The sequence below is a fragment of the Gemmatimonadaceae bacterium genome (assembly GCA_030647905.1).
Classification (GTDB): domain Bacteria; phylum Gemmatimonadota; class Gemmatimonadetes; order Gemmatimonadales; family Gemmatimonadaceae; genus UBA4720.
In genome coordinates, this window is record JAUSJA010000023.1 from 1 (window position 1) to 20232 (window position 20232).

At 62.8% G+C, this 20232-nt stretch carries 15 protein-coding genes, 1 tRNA gene and 1 pseudogene; 9 read left to right on the forward strand and 8 right to left on the reverse strand.

Features of this window, described 5'->3' with window-relative positions:
• Positions 1–863: 863 nt before the first annotated feature.
• From Q7S20_04610 to Q7S20_04620, 3 genes are all read left to right on the forward strand, one after another.
• The gene (locus Q7S20_04610) at positions 864–1067 is read left to right on the forward strand and encodes a hypothetical protein (GenBank protein ID MDO8501105.1); all 204 of its coding nucleotides are present in this window, start codon (positions 864–866) and stop codon (positions 1065–1067) included.
• Positions 1067–1357 carry a type II toxin-antitoxin system RelE/ParE family toxin gene (locus Q7S20_04615; GenBank protein MDO8501106.1) on the forward strand — a complete coding sequence of 97 codons (291 nt, stop codon included), beginning with the start codon at positions 1067–1069 and terminating at the stop codon, positions 1355–1357. Before Q7S20_04610 ends, Q7S20_04615 begins: the two co-directional genes overlap by 1 nt.
• A gap of 427 nt (positions 1358–1784) precedes the next feature.
• Positions 1785–2159 (forward strand): HigA family addiction module antitoxin, encoded by a 375-nt coding sequence (locus tag Q7S20_04620; protein ID MDO8501107.1) that lies wholly within the window; start codon positions 1785–1787, stop codon positions 2157–2159.
• Positions 2160–2346: 187 nt separating this feature from the next.
• Here the strand turns inward: Q7S20_04620 and Q7S20_04625 are convergent.
• Positions 2347–2514 (reverse strand): annotated as a pseudogene (locus tag Q7S20_04625) (transposase).
• Positions 2515–3363: 849 nt separating this feature from the next.
• On the opposite strand from Q7S20_04625, the gene fadB reads away from it, so the two are divergent.
• From fadB to Q7S20_04655, 6 genes are read left to right on the forward strand one after another with little or no spacing between them, the layout of a single operon-like run.
• Complete coding sequence (fadB, locus tag Q7S20_04630) at positions 3364–5523, forward strand: fatty acid oxidation complex subunit alpha FadB (protein MDO8501108.1); 2160 nt, start codon at positions 3364–3366, stop codon at positions 5521–5523.
• A 3-nt stretch (positions 5524–5526) separates the two neighbouring features.
• Positions 5527–6690 (forward strand): acetyl-CoA C-acyltransferase FadA, encoded by a 1164-nt coding sequence (gene fadA / locus Q7S20_04635; protein ID MDO8501109.1) that lies wholly within the window; start codon positions 5527–5529, stop codon positions 6688–6690.
• A 43-nt stretch (positions 6691–6733) separates the two neighbouring features.
• The gene (locus tag Q7S20_04640; protein ID MDO8501110.1) at positions 6734–8551 is read left to right on the forward strand and encodes an acyl-CoA dehydrogenase; all 1818 of its coding nucleotides are present in this window, start codon (positions 6734–6736) and stop codon (positions 8549–8551) included.
• Positions 8552–8577: 26 nt separating this feature from the next.
• Positions 8578–10638 (forward strand): heterodisulfide reductase-related iron-sulfur binding cluster, encoded by a 2061-nt coding sequence (locus Q7S20_04645; GenBank protein ID MDO8501111.1) that lies wholly within the window; start codon positions 8578–8580, stop codon positions 10636–10638.
• Between the two features lie 20 nt (positions 10639–10658).
• A complete protein-coding gene (locus Q7S20_04650) occupies positions 10659–11450 on the forward strand; it encodes an electron transfer flavoprotein subunit beta/FixA family protein (GenBank protein ID MDO8501112.1) in 792 nt (263 codons plus the stop codon).
• The gene (locus tag Q7S20_04655; GenBank protein ID MDO8501113.1) at positions 11450–12418 is read left to right on the forward strand and encodes an electron transfer flavoprotein subunit alpha/FixB family protein; all 969 of its coding nucleotides are present in this window, start codon (positions 11450–11452) and stop codon (positions 12416–12418) included. Before Q7S20_04650 ends, Q7S20_04655 begins: the two co-directional genes overlap by 1 nt.
• 71 nt (positions 12419–12489) lie before the next feature.
• Here Q7S20_04655 and Q7S20_04660 read toward each other — a convergent pair.
• From Q7S20_04660 to Q7S20_04690, 7 genes are all read right to left on the reverse strand, one after another.
• A tRNA-Ala gene (locus Q7S20_04660) sits at positions 12490–12562 on the reverse strand.
• A gap of 36 nt (positions 12563–12598) precedes the next feature.
• Positions 12599–13918, reverse strand: coding sequence for a hypothetical protein (locus Q7S20_04665; protein MDO8501114.1), 1320 nt, complete (start codon positions 13916–13918; stop codon positions 12599–12601).
• The gene (locus Q7S20_04670; GenBank protein MDO8501115.1) at positions 13915–14610 is read right to left on the reverse strand and encodes a cytochrome c; all 696 of its coding nucleotides are present in this window, start codon (positions 14608–14610) and stop codon (positions 13915–13917) included. Before Q7S20_04670 ends, Q7S20_04665 begins: the two co-directional genes overlap by 4 nt.
• Positions 14600–15100 (reverse strand): DUF3341 domain-containing protein, encoded by a 501-nt coding sequence (locus Q7S20_04675; protein ID MDO8501116.1) that lies wholly within the window; start codon positions 15098–15100, stop codon positions 14600–14602. Before Q7S20_04675 ends, Q7S20_04670 begins: the two co-directional genes overlap by 11 nt.
• A complete protein-coding gene (gene nrfD, locus Q7S20_04680; GenBank protein MDO8501117.1) occupies positions 15100–16557 on the reverse strand; it encodes an NrfD/PsrC family molybdoenzyme membrane anchor subunit in 1458 nt (485 codons plus the stop codon). The genes Q7S20_04675 and nrfD overlap by 1 nt, the downstream gene beginning before the upstream one ends.
• On the reverse strand, positions 16557–19610 hold the full coding sequence (locus tag Q7S20_04685) for a 4Fe-4S dicluster domain-containing protein (protein MDO8501118.1): 3054 nt from the start codon (positions 19608–19610) through the stop codon (positions 16557–16559). The genes nrfD and Q7S20_04685 overlap by 1 nt, the downstream gene beginning before the upstream one ends.
• Before the next feature lie 36 nt (positions 19611–19646).
• The gene (locus Q7S20_04690; GenBank protein MDO8501119.1) at positions 19647–20183 is read right to left on the reverse strand and encodes a cytochrome c3 family protein; all 537 of its coding nucleotides are present in this window, start codon (positions 20181–20183) and stop codon (positions 19647–19649) included.
• Between the last annotated feature and the right edge of the window lie 49 nt (positions 20184–20232).

Consider the following 20232-nt stretch of genomic DNA (forward strand, 5'->3'; position numbering starts at 1 on the left):
TTTGGACTCCCAGGCAATTCGTCGACCGATATCTGCTCGCGCGCTGACAGCTAACAAACGATTGCAGCAGTCAGCCGGTCTATCGTATGCGCGCTTCGCGCGCTTTTATTTGATTCGGCTGCAGCTGAATCGTAGGCGTTAGCCGGACCTGTCATGATTCCAGATGAGATCACACGTGCACACCTCAAGAGAGCTATCCCGCAGCTAGCGCTGCGTGGGTGGCCGGTGCGGCGCAGATCGACGCGATACGATCTAGTGGACGAGCTACACCGAGTGCCACCGAAGGAAGCCGTGCGTGAAGCCGCTACAGTCGCTGGTGTGCGGCTCGGGCGCTTCAGCGGCGGAGATGAGACAAACGAGTTTCTTCGCGATCGCGGCTTTGTGGTAGTCGGCAAGAACGATGTGCTACTGGGAGTCACCCCGGTGCAGGAAGCTGATGACCGCAGCTTTCCTGAGGGGGCGATCATCTTTAGGCTCCATCAAAGCCGCGAACGAAACGGGCGCGCGCCACTGGAGGCGAAGCGACAGCGCCTCGTCACAACGGGAGACCTTGCTTGCGACGTGTGCGGATTCTCTTTCGTACAAGCGTACGGCGCCCGTGGCGCGGGTTTCATCGAAGCGCATCATGATGAGCCGCTTTCACAAGTGAGGACTCGTGTGCGCACGCGGGTCGAGGATCTTGCGCTTGTCTGTTCCAACTGTCATCGAATGCTTCATCGCACACGTCCTTGGCTTCGTGCCCGCGAGCTGTGCGAGCTGCTTCGCCGTGAGCGAGATGCCAGCTAACGATGGTTAGCCTGACGAGACCGGCTCTCGCTCCCGAGTCGCTTGCGAGTTTCCGACACTCCTGACAGGTTACTCCAATGGCCGATCACACCGACATTCGCCCCGACGCCAAGCGCCTCGTCGACCAGCTTCCGGCCGACGCCAGCTGGGACGACCTCGCCTACGAGGTCTATGTGCGGCAGTCCATTGAGCTTGGCCTCGCCGACGCCGACGCTGGGCGCACGATTGACCACGACTCCGCGCTCGCACGAGTCCGCGCTCGGATTCGTCGCGCATCCTGATGCTGCCGCTCCGCTGGACGGAGCATGCCGTCACGCAACTCGAAGGCGTCGTCGACTACATCAGTGCCACTTCGCCCGTCTATGCCGAGGGGGTGGTGCTGCGCATCGACCAGCGATTGCAGCTAGCCCGAGTGCATCCCGAGATCGGCAAGCGAGTCCCGGAGAAGGACGACCCGACGATTCGTGAGCTGGTCGCGCCACCGTATCGCGTGTTCTACCGCCCACGCCCAGACTGCATCGAGGTGCTCGCCATCGTCCACGGGCGGCAGTCGTTGGCCGATGCCTTCTAGAATCCGGTGCGCCGCAGGCTAACGATGGTTGGTGCTGACACAGTCACGGTATGGTGGCGCCGGCTGCGCCGGCGCAATTTATGGAGTGTCTGCAGCACAACCTGACGTTAGATGGACGTAATCGGGCCACGCTAGCTATCTAGCACGGCATCCGTTATAATACATACCGTGATACGCTCCTTCGCGAACACGGCTTCCGAAGACCTGTTTAATGGCATCGATAGTCGCAGAGCTCGAGCCGCGTGTCCGACCGCTCTCTGGCCTGTTGTCCGGCGCAAACTAACGCAGCTCAATCGGGTTAGAGATCTTCGGGAACTTGCAGTGCCTCCAGACAATCGACTGGAGCGTCTGAAGGGAGATCGTAGCGGTCAACACAGTATCCGTATCAATGACCAGTACCGAGTCTGCTTCCGCTGGGAGGGGAGTCATGCCAACGAAGTCGAAATCACGGACTACCATTAAGCGCCCTATCGCTGTCAAGCCGCTTGTACGCCGTCGGCTTCCGACCAATCGCCCGCCTACCCATCCAGGCGAGATGCTATTGGAGGAGTTCCTTAAGCCGCTGGGCATTTCCCAATCTGCTTTCGCCATCCGCCTCGGCGTGTCGTTTCCCCGTCTCAATGAGATTATTCGCCAGAAGCGAAGTGTCACGCCGGATACAGCACTCCGATTCGCGCAGGTGACGGGAATGAGCGCAGACTTTTGGTTGGGACTACAGCTGGACTGGGATCTATGGCATGTCCTCCGATCAAAAGAAGCTGATCGGATCGCCAAACTTTCGCCGCTTTCGAAAGCGGGGTAGCCCGCGCGTTCGGCGCGCCGCCATCTAACGAAACGTTGCTGCTGTAGAAAAACTCCCTTTGGCGTTGTGCGCGAGCCCGTGAGATTGCGCGGATGCATTCGCGCGTCATCCGACGAAGAAAATCGATCGCTTGTATGTGACGCGGTCGCGTATGTCGCGTCGGGCCACGGTGCCGTTCGGCGCTTACCTACGCCGCATACCCATGATGGGCGAGCTTTTCGATGTTGTGGACCAGGCAGAAGAGCTTCCACTGCCCATCGACTTTGGTCTTCCCGCGCAGCGTGAAGCGATCGAGCCCTTTGTTGTAGCGCACGTTCGCAAACACTGGCTCCACCGTCGCAAAGCGCTGCCCGTAACGTGCCCGAGGATCAAAGCTTTGATCTTCGCAAACGCGCCCGAATTGCGATCGATGACAGTTTCCGGACTGTGAATTGTGCGAGTCGGAAGGAAATCACTGGATCCGAGGCGGTGATCACGCAGCTTGCCGCGTGAGTGAAGGCCAACCGAGGTCTTCGAGACGTCGCAGAAGCACACCTCGAGCGAGCTCGGAGTCACCCGAATGAGTCGACGCGGCAGTTCAGATCCAGGTGAGCGGTTTCGGGAGCATGTAGAGCGGTGGCGGCTGACGGCGGCGCCTCCGCTTCCTTTCGGCCCTCGCGGGTGCCCGCCGAACCGCTCAGGTTGTCAGGCAGCTGTCGCCGACGACAAGCCGTCGGCGCGCCACCGAAGCCCCTGCGGCTCTGGACTCACTTCTGCAAGCACCGGGCGGATGCCACTCACCGGCCCAGAAAAACTGCGCTCCACTTGAAACAGAAGCCTAGTAGGCGACCCGTTTTGCGTGCGCGTGCGAACCCTTGACACGGGTGCCCAATTGGTGAGCCTTCAATGGACCCGCGGAGGGCCTGATCCTTCATTGTTCGACGTCGCCATACTGCTCCCGCGCTGCCTGGGCCAACATACGCTCATACGACCGCCATCGTGATCGTCGCCTCCTCATGTACATCAGCGACGTTCGGATCGGCCCCCGACACAACGACCAGTGATGGGGCGCACAAATGTGCCAGGTCCACGCGACTACATTTACCGTCAGTATGGCTGAATGATGACTCATTCACTGCCGACTCGGAGTTACCGAGTCGGAGTGGCGAGCGCAAAACGAACATTCCTCGATCCCCTGCTCTCGATCATCTTTTTCGGAGGTCCAATGAAATTTGAAGGCCAGTCCATCCAGTGCTCGATGTTGGACGGAGGCATCGCCGAGTTGCGGTTCGACCTTCAGGGTGATTCCGTCAATAAATTCAACAAGGCAACCCTGGCCGAACTCGGCGAGGTGCTGGCCCTCATAAAAGCGGAGCCCGGCGTCAAAGGGCTTCTCGTGACCAGCGGCAAGGACTGCTTCATCGTCGGCGCCGACGTCACGGAGTTCATCGACTACTTCAAGAACACCGAAGATCAGCTCGTCGCGTGGATTCTCGAGGTGCACAAGCTCTTCTGCACCGTCGAGGATTTCGGCTTCCCCTCGGTGACGGCGATCAACGGCTTCGCCCTCGGCGGCGGCCTCGAGTTCGCCCTCACCACGAGTTACCGCGTGATGTCCACGGACACCCGCATCGGGTTTCCCGAGACCAAGCTCGGTATCTTCCCGGGCTGGGGCGGCACGGTGCGCAGCTCCCGCCTTACAGGGGCCGACAACGCCATCGAGTGGATCGCCGGAGGTGAGCAGTATGCCGCCGACGTGGCTCTCAAGACCGGCATGGTGGACGCGGTGGTCGCCCCCGACAAAGTACGCGAGGGCGCTCTGCACCTGCTCGGACAGGCAATCGCCGGGAAACGCGACTGGAAGGCACGCAGGCTCGAGAAGATCTCCCCTCTCAAACTCAATCCCACCGAAACGATGATGGCGTTCGAGACCGCGAAGGGCTTCGTCGCCGGCAAGGCCGGGCCTAACTACCCCTCTCCGGTCGCGGCAATCACCGCGATGCAGCAGGGCGCCGGCCGCGGCCGCGACGATGCGATCAAGATCGAGGCCACGGCGTTCGCCAGGATGGCGAAGACTCCCACCGCAGCCAACCTCGTGACCATCTTCCTCGGCGATCAGTTCGTCGGGAAAGTCGCCAAGACGATGGCCAAGACGGCTCCAAAGGTGGAGTCGGCCGCCGTCCTCGGCGCAGGAATCATGGGCGGCGGCATCGCCTACCAGTCGGCTTCCAGGGGCACCCCGATCGTCATGAAGGACATCGCGGAGAAGGCGATCGACCTGGGGCTGTCCGAAGCGCGGAAGCTCCTGGCGAAGCGGGTCGAGCGCGGCAAGATGACCGCGGACGAAATGGCCGAGGTGTTCACCCGCATCCGTCCGACGCTTTCCTTCGGCGACTTCAAGGGAGTCGACATCGTCGTCGAGGCAGTCGTGGAGAACGAGAAGGTCAAGAAGTCGGTCCTTGCCGAAGTCGAAGGCCAGGTCAAAGAGGATGCGATCCTCGCCAGCAACACCTCAACGATCTCCATCACGCGCCTCGCCGAGGGGCTCAAGCGCCCCGAGAACTTCTGCGGCATGCACTTCTTCAATCCGGTGCACAAGATGCCGCTCGTCGAAGTTATCCGCGGCGCGAAGTCTGGCGACCGCGCCGTTGCGACGACCGTGAGCTACGCGCTCGCGATGGGCAAGACACCGATCGTCGTGAACGACTGCCCCGGCTTCCTCGTCAATCGAGTCCTCTTCCCCTACTTCGCGGGCTTCATGATGCTCGTCAACGAAGGGGTCGACTTCCAGAAGATCGACAAGGTCATGGAGAAGTTCGGCTGGCCGATGGGCCCCGCCTACCTGCTCGACGTGGTCGGCATCGACACCGGCCATCACGCCAACGCCGTCATGGCGCAGGGCTTCCCCGACCGGATGGCTTCCACCGAGAAGACCGCTCTCGGAATGATGTTCGAGGCCGGACGTTTCGGCCAGAAGAACGGCAAGGGCTTCTACTCCTACGTGCCTGACAAGAAGGGCGTGCCGAAGAAGACGGTCGATCCGGAGGTCCAGGGAATCCTCAAGCCGCTGGTCCGCGTCGACAACAGCGCCTCGATAACCGACCAGGACATCATCGACCGCATGATGCTCCCGCTTCTCATCGAGTGCTCGCGCTGCCTCGAGGACAAGATCGTCAACACTCCCGTCGAGGTGGACATCGCACTGATTTACGGTCTGGGCTTCCCGCCGTTCCGGGGCGGCCCGTTCCGCTACGCCGACGCCGTCGGACTCAAGGCCCTCTGCGAGAAGGCCGCCAAGTTCGCTTCCCTCGGGAAGCTCTACGAACCCACCGCCAGGATGGTCCAGCTTGCTGAAGCCGGTGCCACCTACCACGAAGCGAGGTAAGCGATGAAAGACGTCGTCGTAGTTGATGCCGTTCGCACTCCGATGGGCCGCTCCAAGGGCGGCATGTTCCGGAACGTCCGCGCTGAAAACCTCTCGGCAGCGATGATCACCGCGCTGCTCGATCGCAATCCCAAGGTCGATCCCAACGAGATCGAGGACGTGATCTGGGGTTGCGTGCAGCAGACTCTCGAGCAGGGGTTCAACATCGCGCGCTTCGCGTCGCTGATGACGAGGATTCCACACACTGCAAGCGCCCAGACGATCAACCGCCTCTGCGGCTCCTCGATGAGCGCGCTGCACACGGCGGCGATGTCGATCATGACGGGCAACGGCGAGGTGTTCATGGTCGGAGGCGTGGAACACATGGGCCACCTGCCCATGACGCACGGTCTCGACCCCAACCCAACCACGAGTAAGTACACCGCCAAGGCAGCGGGCATGATGGGCATCACGGCCGAGGTCCTCGCGAAGATGCATGGCATCAGCCGGGCCGCTCAGGACCAATTCGCCCTCCGGTCCCACCAGAAGGCCCACGCGGCCAGGGCGGAGGGGCGCTTCAAAGACGAGATCGTGCCAATGGAAGGTCACGACGAGAACGGTTTCTCGGTGCTGTACGACTACGACGAGGTCATCCGCGAAGACACCAGCATCGAGGGCCTAACGGCCCTCAAACCGGCCTTCGATCCCAAGAACGGCACGGTGACCGCGGGCAACTCCTCGGCCATCTCGGACGGCGCGGCGGCCCTCCTTGTGATGTCTCTGGATCGCGCCAAGGCCCTCGGCCTACAGCCCATGGCCAAGGTCAAGGCCATGGCTACCGCCGGCGTCGATCCGTCCCTCATGGGCTACGGTCCAGTGCCGGCCGTGAAGAAGGCTCTGGCCCGCGCCCAGATGAAGCTCCAGGACATCGAGCTCTGGGAGCTCAACGAAGCCTTCGCGGCCCAGTCCCTCCCCGTGCTCAAGGACCTGCAGTTGCGGGACCACGTCGAGAAGAAGGTCAACCTCAACGGCGGCGCAATCGCCCTCGGCCACCCGTTAGGCTGCTCCGGGGCGCGTATCACGACGACCTTGCTCCATCTGATGAAGTCCGGAGACCACCAAACCGGCATCGCCACCATGTGCATCGGCCTCGGTCAGGGCATCGCCACTGTCTTCGAACGGGTCTAGCGATCCCCCTTTACGACTTTACTGATTTCCCATTGGAGGCACTATGGCCCAGATTCTAGCGGACCGCAGAGATATCGATTTCGTCCTTCACGAACAGTTGAAGGTCGAAGGTCTCGCCAAGCATGAGCGCTTTTCCGAATTCAACCGGAAGGCCATCGACCTGATCGTCTCCGAGGCCCGGAACCTCGCCGTGAAGGAGATCCTACCCACCCAGATCGACGGCGACCGAATCGGCGTCCACTTCGAGAACGGGAACGTGACGGTCCCCGAATCATTCCACAAGGCCTGGAAGGCTCTCCGGGACGGCGAGTGGCTGGCCATGACCGAGGACCCCGAGTGGGGCGGGCAGGGCATGCCCCGCACCGTGGCCTCGGCTGCCACCGATTTCCTCATGTCGGCGAGTTTCGCCTTCCTGATGTACGCGAACCTCTCCCATGGCGCCGGAAAGCTCATCGAAACCTTTGGATCCGACCGGCAGAAGAAGCTCTTCCTGAAGAAGCTGTTCTCGGGGGAGTGGACGGGCACCATGCTGCTCACCGAACCCGAGGCGGGCTCCGATGTCGGAGCCCTCACCACCACCGCCACCCCGAACCCGGACGGCACCTACTCCATCACAGGCAACAAGATCTTCATCTCCAGCGGCGAGCACGACCTGACCAGCAACATCATCCATCCCGTGCTGGCGCGCATCGAAGGCGCTCCCGCCGGCACCGCCGGGATCTCCCTCTTCATCGTTCCCAAGATCTGGGTCAACGACGACGGCAGCCTGGGCGAGCCCAACGACGTGGTCTGCACCGGGATCGAAGAGAAGATGGGCATTCACGGCAACACCACGGCCTCGCTGGCCCTCGGCAGCAAAGGCAGGTGCCGGGGCACCCTCATCGGAGAGGCCAACAAGGGCATGCGTGCCATGTTCAAGTTGATGAACGACGCCCGGCTGGTAGTGGGCAACCAGGCTCTGGCCTGCGCCAGCCCCTCGTACATGTATGCGGTCAACTATGCCCGTACACGGATCCAGGGTCGCCATCTGCTCAAAACGATGGACAAGGACGCCCCCGGCGTGCCGATAATCCAGCACCCCGACGTGCGTCGGATGCTGATGATCATGAAGGTCTACGTGGAGAGCCTGCGGAGCCTCTCCTACTACATCGCCTTCTGCTTTGACAGCATTGCGACATCCTCCGATCCCGAGGAGAAGACCCGGCTCCAGGACATCGTCGATTTCCTGATTCCCGTCGCCAAGGCCTACACCTCGGAGCGCTGCTTCGACGTCTGCAGCCTGGGCGTCCAGGTCTACGGCGGGTACGGTTACATCAAGGAATACCCGATGGAGCAGTTGCTGCGCGACTGCCGCATCACCCCGATCTACGAAGGGACCAACGGCATCCAGGCCATGGACCTCCTCTTCCGCAAGCTTGGCCAGAACGGAGGAAGGCCCATCATCGACGTCGGCGACGAGATCCGCCGCAGTGTCGCTGCCGCCGCCGAAGTGGATCGCACCGCCCCCATGGCTGACAAGATGGAACAGGCTCTCGTCCGGCTCGAAGAGGTCGCCAGGAACATGGGCATGACCGCCATGTACGGCAACCTGCTCGGCGCCGCTGCCCATGCCCACCCCTTCCTGGAAGTGTGTGGCGACGTGATCGTGGGATGGATGCTCCTGTGGCGTGCGAGGATCGCCGCGGAAGCGCTGGCCGCCGGAGCCAAGGAGAAGGACGTCGCATTCTACGACGGGCAGATCAAGAGCTCCGAGTTCTACACGCAGGTCATGCTTCCAGTGGCCCTTGGAAGGATGGAAGCGATTTTGTCAGGCAGCAGCGTCGTCGTCGACATTTCTGAGGATGCCTTCGGGGGCAAGTAACTTCCAGAGCTTCGGTGGAGAACGCCATGGCCCACGAGCCCTTTTCTCCCGCGACAGCCATGCTGGCGGGGATGCCCGCGATGGTGCTGTTCCTGCTGATACCGCTGGTGGGGCTGGCCTGCTTCGCCTGGATCATGGCGCGCCGTATCGCGCCTCTGCTCCGGGCCGCTCCGGATCCCCGTCTGCATCGGATTCCGGAACGGATCCTGCTCGTCCTCAAGATTTGGCTCGCCCAATGGCGCCAACCGCGCTACATGCTGGCCGGGGTACTCCACATCGTCGTCTTTTTCGGGTTTCTCATCCTGGCGGCCCGCTCCACCCAGATGGTGGTGTTAGGCTTCGTGGATGGTTTCGTCCTGCCCGGCTTCAGCGGCGCCTTGGGTGCGATCTACAACGTCGTCAAGGATGTCGCCGGCACCGCAGTCTTCCTCGCCGTGGTGATCCTCGCCGTGCGCCGCGCCTTCTTCAAGCCCGCGCGGTACGCCGTCCCGGAGAAACTGGGCAAGGACCACACGCCTGAAGCGTTGTTCGTTCTCGGGCTCATCGCCACTCTGATGATCTCCGAAAGCCTGTTCGAGGCGAGCCTCCTCGCCGCACAGGGCGAAGGCGCGACCTCCGCCACCGTCCTTACCCTGACTTGGGGCTTTGGGCGGATGCTGTCAGGCGTGCAGGTATCGACGCTGGCCGCCATCAATCTGGCGGCCTATGTCATTCACGATCTGACTTTCTTCTTTTTCCTCTGCTTCCTCCCGTTCGGCAAGCACTTCCACGTCATCACGTCGCTCTTCAACGTCTTCTTCATGCGGCTCGAGACCGGCAACGTCAAGCCGGTGGTCCACGGCATCTCGGATGCGCAGCTGGACGACCTGAAATCCTTCGGGGTGAAGAAATTCGAGGACTTCACCTGGAAGCACATGCTGGACTTCTACAGCTGTGTCGACTGCGGCCGCTGCACGGATCGCTGTCCCGCCAACGCCGTCAAGAGACCCCTCTCTCCGCGGTTCATCAGCATCAAGGCTCGCGACTACGCGTTCGAGCACTATCCGCTGTTAGGCAAACCGACGACCGAGCACCCTCCGCTCATCGGCGGGATCTACAGCGAGGACGAGATCTGGTCGTGCACCACCTGCGGCGCCTGCGAGGAGGAATGCCCCGTCGGCATCGAGTACATCGACAAGATAGTGGACCTGCGGCGGGGGATGGTCGACGACGGCATGGTGCCCCAGTCCCTCCAGAAGCCCATGAGCGCCCTCGGAAAGCGGGGCAATCCCTGGGGCAAGCTGGAGAAGAAGCGCGCCGAATGGACCGCGGGTGTCGGGGAAGGCGTGGCGGTGAAGCTCGTCGAGAAGGGCGACACCGCCGAGACCCTCTATTTCGTGGACAGCATCACCTCCTACGACGACCGCATGCAGAAGATCGCCCAGGCCACGGCCCGGATCCTGACCCAGTCGGGTGTGGACTTCGTGGTGATCGGCAAGGACGAGAAGGACAGCGGGCACGATGTTAGGCGCTTCGGCGAGGAGATGCTCTTCCAGAGCCTGAAGGAACAGAACACCGAGGCCATCAAGGCATCGGAAGCCCACAGGATCGTCGTCAACGATCCCCACGCCCTGAACGCACTCAAGAACGACTATGCAGACATGCCGCCGGTGCAGCACGTGAGCGAGGTGATCGCAGCGGGCATCAAGAGCGGGAAGCTCAAGCTCAAGCCCCTGGCCGACAGCTCCAAGACCTACACCTACCATGACCCTTGCTACCTGGGCCGCCACAACGGCACCTACGATGCCCCGCGCGAGGCCATCGATGGCATTCCCGGACTCAAGCGGGTCGAAATGAAAGGCAACTGCCAGGACCGGTCCTTCTGCTGCGGGGGCGGCGGCCTCATGCTCTTCTACGAGCCCGAAGAGGAGCAGCGCATGGGCGTGGTGCGGGTGGAGCAGGCCCGACAGGCCGGCGCGGATGTCATCGTGACCGCCTGTCCCTACTGCCTAACCAACATCGAGGACGCCATCAAGGTGGCCGGACTGGAAGGCAAGATGGAAGCCCTTGACCTTGTCGAGCTGGTGGACGGCCAGCTTCAAGACTGACGTTTTGTGAGGAGTTCGATATGGAAATCCTGGTGTGTGTCAAACGCGTGCCCGACTCCGCAGAGAACGAAATCAGCGTGGGCCCGGAAGGGGCGGATATCCGGCGCGAGGACCTCGTCTACTCGGTCAACGAGTGGGACAACTACGCAGTGGAAGAAGCCATCCAGATCGTGGAGCGTGTGGGCGGAAACGTCACGGTCGTCTCCGTGGGCGATACGGACGCCGAAGAGGTGGTGCGCCGGGAGATGGCCATGGGGGCCGCCCAGGGACTCCTCCTGACGGATGACGCCTTTCCGGGCTCAGATGGCCTGGGGATCGCGACCATCCTCAAGGCCGCCGCCCGGAAAGGGCAGTACGATCTGATCCTCACGGGAGCCCAGGCCGATGACGGCGCAGCCCAGGTGGGCGGCATGCTGGCGGCGTTGCTGGATTGGCCCTACGCCTCCCTGGTCAACCGCATCGAGGTGAAGGATGGTCAGTCCCTCCGCATCGGCCGGGAAATCGACGGCGGAAACCAGGAGATCAGCGACATCGAGCTCCCCTGCGTTCTTTCCATCCAGACCGGCATCAACGAGCCTCGCTATGTAGGCATCCGGGGCATCCGCAAGGTGGCTTCCGTGGAGATCCCGGTCCTGGACGCCGCGGCCCTGGGCCTCGCGCCTAACGCGGTCGGACTGGCGGGCGCCAAGGTCAAGCGCGTGGACTACTTCGTTTCGCAGGTGGGCGTGAGCGCCGAGATGCTCGAGGGAAGTACGGAGGAGCTCGCCAGCAAGCTGGTGGATCTCCTGAAGGCCAAGGGAGGGATCAAGTAATGGACGCCAGGATCTTCGTTTTCGTCGCCCACCAGGATGGCAAGGCGGACGATTCCGCCCTCGAACTGGCCACCGCCGCCCATACCCTGTTTCCCGGCTGCACCCCTGTCGCCCTCGTCGCGGGTTCCGGCGTGGACGCGGTGTGCCAGGAAGTGGCCGCGTCCTTCGGAGAGGTCTGGAGATTCGACCAGGCCGCATTGGCCTATCCCAACGCCGAACTGCTGCGGCCGCTCCTGATCAAGGTGCTTCCCGCCGGGGCCATGCTGCTCCTTCCCCACAACACGTTCGGCCTGGATCTTGGGCCGGGGCTCTCGGTGAAGCTCGGGGCCACCTACGTGCCCGACGTAGTGGGCGTGGAAGGTCTGTTAGGCACGACCCTGAAGGTCGTGCGTCAGGAGTTCGCCGGCCAGGTGAGTGCTCACGTCCACTGCGACATCGCCAGCGGCGCGGTGATCACCGTGCGTTCCGGCGCCTTCCGGCCCGCCGACTCCCGACCCGTCGCAGGGCAAACGATGGATCGGTCAGCGGACGCCGAAGGGCTCACCGCTCGCCGGAAGTTCGTGGAATTGATCCAGGCGGAAGCTGGGGACATCGACATCACCCGCCAAGACGTGCTCGTGTCCGTGGGCCGGGGCATCGGCGACAAGGAGAACATCGCCCTGGTGGAGGAGCTCGCCGAGGCCATGGGCGCCGCCTTATGCTGCTCCCGTCCCATCGTCGATGCCAAGTGGCTGGACAAGCCGCGGCAGGTCGGCACCTCGGGGAAGACCGTCAAACCAAAGGTCTATCTCGCGTTAGGCATCAGTGGATCGTTCCAGCATCTCGGCGGCATCAAGGGCAATCCCTTCCTGCTGGCTGTCAACAAGAACCCCAAGGCCCCCATCTTCCAGGCCGCGAGCGTGGGCGTGGTGGCGGACCTGCTCGAGCTGGTGCCGGCGCTGACGGAGAAGATCAAGAAAAGCCGGTAGAGGGAAGCACACGCCCGATCCGGCGAGTCGTTGAGAACCCTCCAAACAAGCTAAGTCGTTGTGCTACATAGTGGAGCGTACAGGGATCGAACCTGCGACCTCCTGGTTGCAAACCAGGCGCTCTCCCAGCTGAGCTAACGCCCCAAGTCTTCAAATATAAACAACCGCGGGCGCCCTCAACTACTCGTGCGCGGGAAGCGGCTCCATCGTCTTCGGGTTCACCGGAACCTGCACCTCGTCCCGAAATGGCGACGTCATCAGCGTCACGCGCATGCGCGGGAACGCGTCCATGAACGACATGTAGCAGAAGCCCCAGATACCGAGGAAACCGAGCGTCACGCCGATCTCCCAGAGGCCGAGCGGCACGTCGGCAGACGCGTGGTAGATGGACGGATAGATCTCGAGATATCTGTGGAACCACAGGCCGAACACGGTGAATCCCGCAAACAGCGCCATCGTCGGGAGGTACACCTTCGCGGCGCGCGACATGAGACCGAAGAACGGTCCGAACATCAGCGTCACCGCAGTCAGCGTCCAGGGAAGCCACGGCTGAATGAGACGGAGGCGCGCCCAGTGCGTCTCCTCTCCCAGGTTGCCGTACCATATCACGAGATACTGGCCGAACGTGAGGTAGCCCCAGAACGCGGTGAACGCGAAGCAGAGCTTTCCGAGATCGTGGAAATGCTTCTCCGTAATGAGATCGTAGCGGTCGAGATACTTCCGCCACGCCATCGTCAGAATCGTGAAGCTTGCCAGCGCGGCGACCCATCCGCCCATGAACACCCACCAACCGTACATCGTGCTCTGAAAGTGGGGATCGAGCGACATCGAAAGGTCCCACGAAAGCACGATCCACCCGAATGCGAACGCGAATCCGAGGAATACGGCGAGCCGCCCCTGGAGCGAGTGCGTGGAGTGGATCTCGCGACGCTCGTCCTGGAACCCGCGCCGCATGCGCTCGCGAAGCCCCTTCGCCCACCCTGCCCCGGCCTCGGGAGAGTGACCGACATCGAGACGCACGGTCGTGTATATGTACCACGCGCTGAGCGCGAGAATTATTCCGAACGCGATCAGCACGCGCGGAATGAAAAACCCGACGTTCAGGTAGATCTGCTTTTCCCTCACGTGAAGCGCTTCGTGCGTCCACGGGAAGATGTGGTTTCTTCCGAGGATGATGAGAATAAGCAGCAGGAAGGCAACCGGGAGGAACGCAACGTACCCCTCGAGCAGCCGGATGATGGAGCGTGACCATCGCGCGGTCGTGATCCGCTGCACCGCAACGAACATCACACCCGCCGACGAGATCGTCGTGAAGTAGAGCCAGTTCACGAGCAGCGCCTGCCACACCCGGTCCACACCCATGAACGCGCCGGCCACGAACACGAGCAGGCCGATCAGCCCGAGCGCGACGCAGATGGTGTAGAGGGACCGCGGCAGTGGGCGCGATGTGCCGGCGAGAACTTCATCGCGGGTCGGCACGTGGATGTGTTCGTGACTCACTGTCTGTTCTCCCCGGTCGATGGAATTCCTGTCACCGCTCCGACGATCCGTCCACGCGGATTCACGAACGGCGCGGGGCGTGTCGGTGCGGTGCGCGTGACGCCGGGAAGCTTGTCGCCGGTGACGCCGGGCGCGGCAAGCGGGCCCGTTTCCACTTTTCGTCCGAGCGACCCCTGCAATCCCCTGAGGTAATTCACGACATCCCAGCGGTCTGGCTCTTCGATCCTGTTGTAAGGTGGCATGAGGCCGCGCCCGTTGCGGATTATGCCGAAGATGTATCCGTCAGTCCGCGCCTTCGTGACATCGGTCATGAGGTTGATGCCCGGCATGCCGAACTTCGTCGTCGGCCCATCGCCCATTCCCGCATCGCCATGACACGCGGCGCAGTTGATCTGGAAATACTTCCGCCCGTTCACCAGCGACGCATCTGTCACCGGGTGCGGATTCCGGATTCCCGCCATCGAGTCTATGGTGGCGGGAAGCTGCGCGTACGATACCTGGAAGCCAGCGACGGCCATGCCGTTCACCGGCACGGAGTACTGCGGATTGCCGCGCGACGGAGTGAGACTGTCCTTCACCGGCTCCCACGTCCATAGCGACGGCTGCCGCTTGAAGTCGGTGAACCATTCGCAGCCGGTCGCGCCGAGCAGCACCGGCGCGAGCATCAGGATTCCGCGAAGCCTAGCGCTCACCGCGCACCTCCACGGCTCCGTGATTTCTGAGAAGCAACTCGGCCGCTGAAGCGCGCTCGGGCGGACACTCCACCCAGATGCCGTAATCGCCGCCGCTGAATCTCGCGTCGTATCCAACCGTCATCGTCAGCCGCGGAACACGCGAGTTGATCAGCAGTCCGAGCACGGTTGCGAGCGCACCGAAGAGCACCATCACCTCGAAACCGAAAATCGTGTACGGCACCCAGGAAGCGACGGCCTTTCCGCCGACGACGAGGGGCCAGTAATCGGATGCCCAGATCGCGATCCAGTAGCCGCATGTCGCGCCTAACAGCCCGCCAATCAGCGTGAATCGTCGCACCGGGCTCGGGCCGGCATCGATCGCGTGCTCCAGCTCGTGTCGCGGAGTCGGCGAATACACCGTCACCTCTCCGATCTTCTCCTTCTTCAGCGCTTCGATCGCGTCCACCGCGGAATCGAGGTGCCGGAATGCTCCAATGACTCCAGACATCAGGCGTCCTCCCCGGGAGTCGCGGGCTCGAACTCGAGGTGACGCCCGGCGCTGTCTATTCCGTGGTCATGCTGCTGCCTCAGCTTCGGAGGAATGATTTCCTTCACCTCGGCGATGGCGATCACCGGCAGCTGCTTGATGAACAGCAGGAACCACATCGAGAACCAGCCGAAGCTTCCGCAGAGGATCGCGTAGTCACACCACGTCGGCATGTAGCCCGTCCACTGCCATGGCTCGAACTCGTGCGTCTGCGAAGGCACGACGATGACGAACCGCTCGAACCACATGCCGATGTTGATCGTGAGCGACAGGATGAACAGCCACGTGGGATTGCGGCGCAGGCTCTGTTTGAAGAGCGAGAGCGGCAGAACCATGTTGCACGTGTAGAGAATCGCCGACGCCCACCACCACTGGCCCCAGATGCGCTCGGCGAAGAAGGCCTGCTCGACCTCGTTGCCGCTGTACCACGCAACGAACCACTCCGTCATGTACGCGCATCCAACGAGGAGCGACGTGAAAAGGCAGAGCTTGGCGGCCGCGTCGAGATGGTTGATCGTCACGTAATGCCTGAGGCCGAACCACTTCCGGAGCGGGATGATGATCGTGAAGACCATCCCGATGCCGGAGAAGATGGCGCCGGCGACGAAGTAAGGCGGGAAGATCGTCGTGTGCCATCCGGGTGTCAGCGCCATCGCGAAGTCGAACGACACGACTGAGTGCACCGAGATCACGAGCGGTGTCGACAACGCCGCGAGGAACAGGTACGCCCGTGCGAAATGGCGCCATTCACGGTCCGAGTTCCGCCAGCCGAGCGAGAGAACGCCGTAGATGCGCCTGCGGATCGGGTTCTTCTCGCGATCGCGCAGCACCGCGATGTCGGGGATCAATCCGACGTACAGGAACGTGGACGACACCGTGAGGTACGTGAGAATCGCGAACACGTCCCACACCAGCGGACTCTTGAACTGCGGCCAGAGGTACCGCCAGTTGGGATACGGAATGAGCCAGAAGAACTTCCACGGACGGCCCATGTGGAGAATCGGGAACAGTCCCGCCGTCATCACGGCGAACACCGTCATCGCTTCGGCGCACCTGTAGATCGTCGTTCGGAATCCGGCGCGGAACAGATACAGAATCGCGGAGATGAGCGTGCCCGCGTGTCCGATACCGACCCAGAACACGAAGGTGATGATGTACACGCCCCACATCACCGGCGGGTTGTAGCCCGCTACGCCGGTGCCTTCGTAGATCTGGTACATCCAGGCGGCAACGCCGATGATGACAAACAGGATCGCGACGCCGAGTCCGATGAACCACGCCGCCGTCGGATGCAGCGTGCCGGTGATCTCGCGATCGACCTGCTCGTAGTCCTTTACGGCGGGAAGCGGTACGTCAGCCGTCGCGATATTGGGACGCCTGGGCTCGTCCTGCCCGAGGGGTCTGGCCATGGTCGCCATCAGTGACCCCCTTCCGCCGCTGCCGCGGGAGCCGCTGACGCCGCTCCTGCGCCGGGATGATTCACTTTCTTCAGATAGACCACTGCGGTGAATGTGTTGAGTTCTTCGAAGACATGGTACGCGCGCTCGTCCTTCACGAGACTCGCCACCGCCCATCGCTCGTCGGCTGCGTCACCGAACGTGATCGCGCGCGACGGGCACGCCTCGGCGCACGCGGTCGTGAATTCGTCCGGCTCGACGCCGCGGTGCTCGAGCGCCGCACGATTCTCCGTGTCGCGAATTCGCTGCACGCAGAACGTACACTTCTCCATCACGCCCTTGCCGCGGACGGTGACGTCGGGATTCAGCTGCCAGTTCAACGGCTCGGGGAACGCGTACTGAGCCCGCTCAGGCTCGCCGTATCCGAACCACGTGTAGTAGCGGACCTTGTACGGGCAGTTGTTGGAGCAATAGCGCGTTCCGACACAGCGGTTGTAGACCTGCACGTTGAGTCCGTCCGGCGAATGGTACGTCGCGTACACGGGACACACCGGCTCGCACGGGGCGTTGCCGCAATGCTGGCACAGCATCGGGACGAAGCGTGTGTCGAAATCGGCGCTCCCATCTTCCCCGCCCTCGAAGTATCTCTCGAGACGGAGCCACGCCATCTCACGGCTGCGCGTGATGTTCGAGCCAAAGCCTGTTCTGTCGGGGAGGAAGCGTGGTCCCTGCCAGTCGGCGCCGACGGTCGGAATGTTGTTCTCCGCGTAGCACGCGATGACGCAGGCCGAGCAGCCGGTGCAGCGGGCAAGATCGATCGCCATCGCCCACCGGCGCTTCGCCATTCCGCTCCAGTGGTTGGGATCGTACATCCCCTTTTCTATCGACTTGAGCGCCGGACCGCCGAGCTCGCCCTGCGCATCGTAGGCCGTCGGCGCGCGAAGCCCGGGGAGGAATTCATGGCTGGCGTCACCCGGAAATTCGGGCTCCGCTCGGTGAGCGGCTTCGGCGCCGTGCTCTCCGGCAGCGGCGCCAAGATCGGCGACCATGATGGCCTGTCCGATTCCGCGGCCATGCTGGCGCGCCGAGCCTTCGGTCGTCACGAGGCGCGAGAACTCGCCATCCTTCGTTAACTTCGCCTTCGCCGAGCCAAGAGCGACCGCCCCGGATAGATCCTCCGAATACGGAAGCAGATCGAATGCGTTCTGACCCGCCTTCGCATAACGTCCCGCGGCAGCGGAGTGTCCGCGCCCGGCGGCTACCGCTACCGTGTCTGGACGAATCCCGAGATAGACGTACACGGGAAGTGAGAGTCGTCCAGCAGACGTCTCGACCGTCACGTGATCGCCGTTCTCGACGCCGAGGCGCCTGGCGGTGGACGGGTGAATCTCCGCCACCGTCTGCCACGCGATCTTGGTGACCGGATCAGGCAGCTCCTGAAGCCATGGCTTGTTGGCGCCGTCGCCGGTGCCGAGCACCGGATGCGGATACACATGGAGGAAGAAGTCACCATTCGACGCAGCGGCGGCGACTGGCGGCGGAACCACGCGGGGCGTGGCGCCACTCGACGTCGAACCGCTCGCCATTCCTCCGGGCAGCGCCGCCGCAAGACCGGCCGCACCACCGGGGAATTTCGAAATCAGCGTCGACCTGTAATCGGGTGAGCTGCTCGCCTGGACGCCGCTCTTCGATACCGCGATAATGACATCGGCGGTCGCGCGCGTGTCGAACACCGGATCCATCGTCGGCTGCTGCAGCGACAGCGTTCCACGAACCGGCTCGGCGTCGCCCCAGCTCTCGAGCGAGTGGTTGTCGGGAAGGACGAGGTCGGCCATCGCGCTCGTCTCGTCGGGGATCGACGAGAAGCTCACCTTGAACGGAACTTTCGCCATCGCCGCCGCGAAGCCGGACGATTTCGGCATGGTGTACGCGGGATTGACTCCGCGGACCATGAGAAGAGGAACCGAGCCGGCCTGCATCCGCTGCGCGAGCGCGCGGAGCTGCGACGGCGAATCAATTCCCTCGAAGCTGTTGATTGCGTCAGCCGTCTTGATCGTGACGCCGGTATTGCCTTGCGCCTGATTCAGCGCGTTCGCGGCGAGGCAGAGCTCGATGCCGCGCGGCGAGCCGCCGCCTGCAACAACCATGTTCGGCTTAGTCGCGGAGAATTCGGCCTGCAATGCTGCCAACACCTTTGACGCGACGCCACTTTCCTGGGCGGCCTGCTGCGGCGTGACCGAGCCGGCCAGCATCTGAACGATGGCCAGCTCGGAGCCGGGGCGCGCATCAATCCACTGGTCAGCGTTGAGACCGGTGAGAGTGCGGCGCGGGCCGACATATACCAGGCGGGGTGCGCCTTTGAGCCTGGCGCGCGCATCGGCGAAATCGAGCTGCTGCGGAACGCTGGCTCCCCATCCGTCGAGGAAGTCCGCGCCGAACGACACGATCAGCTTCGTTACGGAGAAGTCGAGGCGCGGCCACGCCACTCCGTACGACTGCTTGTTGGCGGACACCGCCGCGAAATCCACATCCGGATCCATGCTCAGGGCCGAGGGCATCCCCATGCTGCCGAGCCAGCCGTTGAGAAATCCGGGAAAGCTTCCCGACTCGTGGCGGTTGACGAACACCGCGTTCGCAGCATTGCCCCTCACCTCGGCCAGCTTCTGGCCGAAGAGCTTCAACGCTTCGTCCCAGGTAGTCGGCTCGAGGCGGCCGTTGCGGCGCACCATCGGACCGCGATAGCGGTCAGGGTTGTACAGACCCTGCAGCGCCGCCTGTCCGCGGGCGCAAAGGGCGCCGCGATTGAGCGGGTGCGCGGGATTGCCTTCCAGCTTGATTGCGCGCCCGTCCCTGGTTTCGGCGATCACGCCACATCCGGTGGAGCATTCGCGGCAGGTCGTGGCATAGTAGGTGGAGACGCCGGGGACGGTCTCGTCCGGCGACACCAGATACGGTATGAGCTTTTCGATCTTCTCGGACGTGCATCCGATCATGGTCGTCGCCGCGGTCGTGGCGCCGACGACTTTGAGGAATTCGCGGCGCCTTACACCGGAAGGCGTTGTCTCAGTGCTCATTCCGGCGACCGCAGATCGTGTTGTGATTGGTGCGCATCAGTAGTGGCATATCGCGCAGTCGTAGCGCGCCTTGAGCGGAGGATTGGAGCGTCCGACGTGGCAGTTTATGCACCAGCCCATGTTCAGCGAGTTCTGCTGATAGACCTGCTTCATGTTCTGGACGTCGCCGTGACATGTCTGGCATGCAACGCCAGCGTTCACGTGGCGCATGTGCGGGAAGTGGACGTATTCCGGGAGCTTGTGGATGCGGACCCATGGCACCGGCTGCTTCCTGTTCCAGAAGCCGGCCAGCTTCTGAACCTCGGGCTTGTCGGTGCGGATCACGGTGTGGCATCCCATGCACGTCCCTACGGCGGGAAGTCCGGGATCGGGTGACTTCGTCGCCGAGAAGTGACAGTAAACGCAGTTCAATTTGAGATTGCCGCCCGCGTGCAGCGTATGCTGAAAGCTTACCGGCTGCGCTGGGGCGTTTCCCTGAGACGAGCTTGCGCCGGCATAGGCCGACAGCAATGCAGCGGCGGCGGCCAGAGTAAGGAGGCCCGGGATGGCGAGCCATTTCCCCTGCGGTTTCATCGGCAATCTGAAAGGCGAGTAATAATGAACGGCTTTGTGAAGAGTTTCA

Excerpts from the sequence above, each read along its gene's own strand:
- Q7S20_04610 (MDO8501105.1), top strand. The coding sequence starts at position 864 with ATGGCCGATCACACCGACATTCGCCCCGACGCCAAGCGCCTCGTCGAC.
- Q7S20_04615 (MDO8501106.1), top strand. The coding sequence starts at position 1,067 with ATGCTGCCGCTCCGCTGGACGGAGCATGCCGTCACGCAACTCGAAGGC.
- Q7S20_04620 (MDO8501107.1), top strand. The coding sequence starts at position 1,785 with ATGCCAACGAAGTCGAAATCACGGACTACCATTAAGCGCCCTATCGCT.
- fadB (MDO8501108.1), top strand. The coding sequence starts at position 3,364 with ATGAAATTTGAAGGCCAGTCCATCCAGTGCTCGATGTTGGACGGAGGC.
- fadA (MDO8501109.1), top strand. The coding sequence starts at position 5,527 with ATGAAAGACGTCGTCGTAGTTGATGCCGTTCGCACTCCGATGGGCCGC.
- Q7S20_04640 (MDO8501110.1), top strand. The coding sequence starts at position 6,734 with ATGGCCCAGATTCTAGCGGACCGCAGAGATATCGATTTCGTCCTTCAC.
- Q7S20_04645 (MDO8501111.1), top strand. The coding sequence starts at position 8,578 with ATGGCCCACGAGCCCTTTTCTCCCGCGACAGCCATGCTGGCGGGGATG.
- Q7S20_04650 (MDO8501112.1), top strand. The coding sequence starts at position 10,659 with ATGGAAATCCTGGTGTGTGTCAAACGCGTGCCCGACTCCGCAGAGAAC.
- Q7S20_04655 (MDO8501113.1), top strand. The coding sequence starts at position 11,450 with ATGGACGCCAGGATCTTCGTTTTCGTCGCCCACCAGGATGGCAAGGCG.
- Q7S20_04675 (MDO8501116.1), bottom strand. The coding sequence starts at position 15,100 with ATGTCTGGAGTCATTGGAGCATTCCGGCACCTCGATTCCGCGGTGGAC.
- nrfD (MDO8501117.1), bottom strand. The coding sequence starts at position 16,557 with ATGGCGACCATGGCCAGACCCCTCGGGCAGGACGAGCCCAGGCGTCCC.
- Q7S20_04685 (MDO8501118.1), bottom strand. The coding sequence starts at position 19,610 with ATGAGCACTGAGACAACGCCTTCCGGTGTAAGGCGCCGCGAATTCCTC.
- Q7S20_04690 (MDO8501119.1), bottom strand. The coding sequence starts at position 20,183 with ATGAAACCGCAGGGGAAATGGCTCGCCATCCCGGGCCTCCTTACTCTG.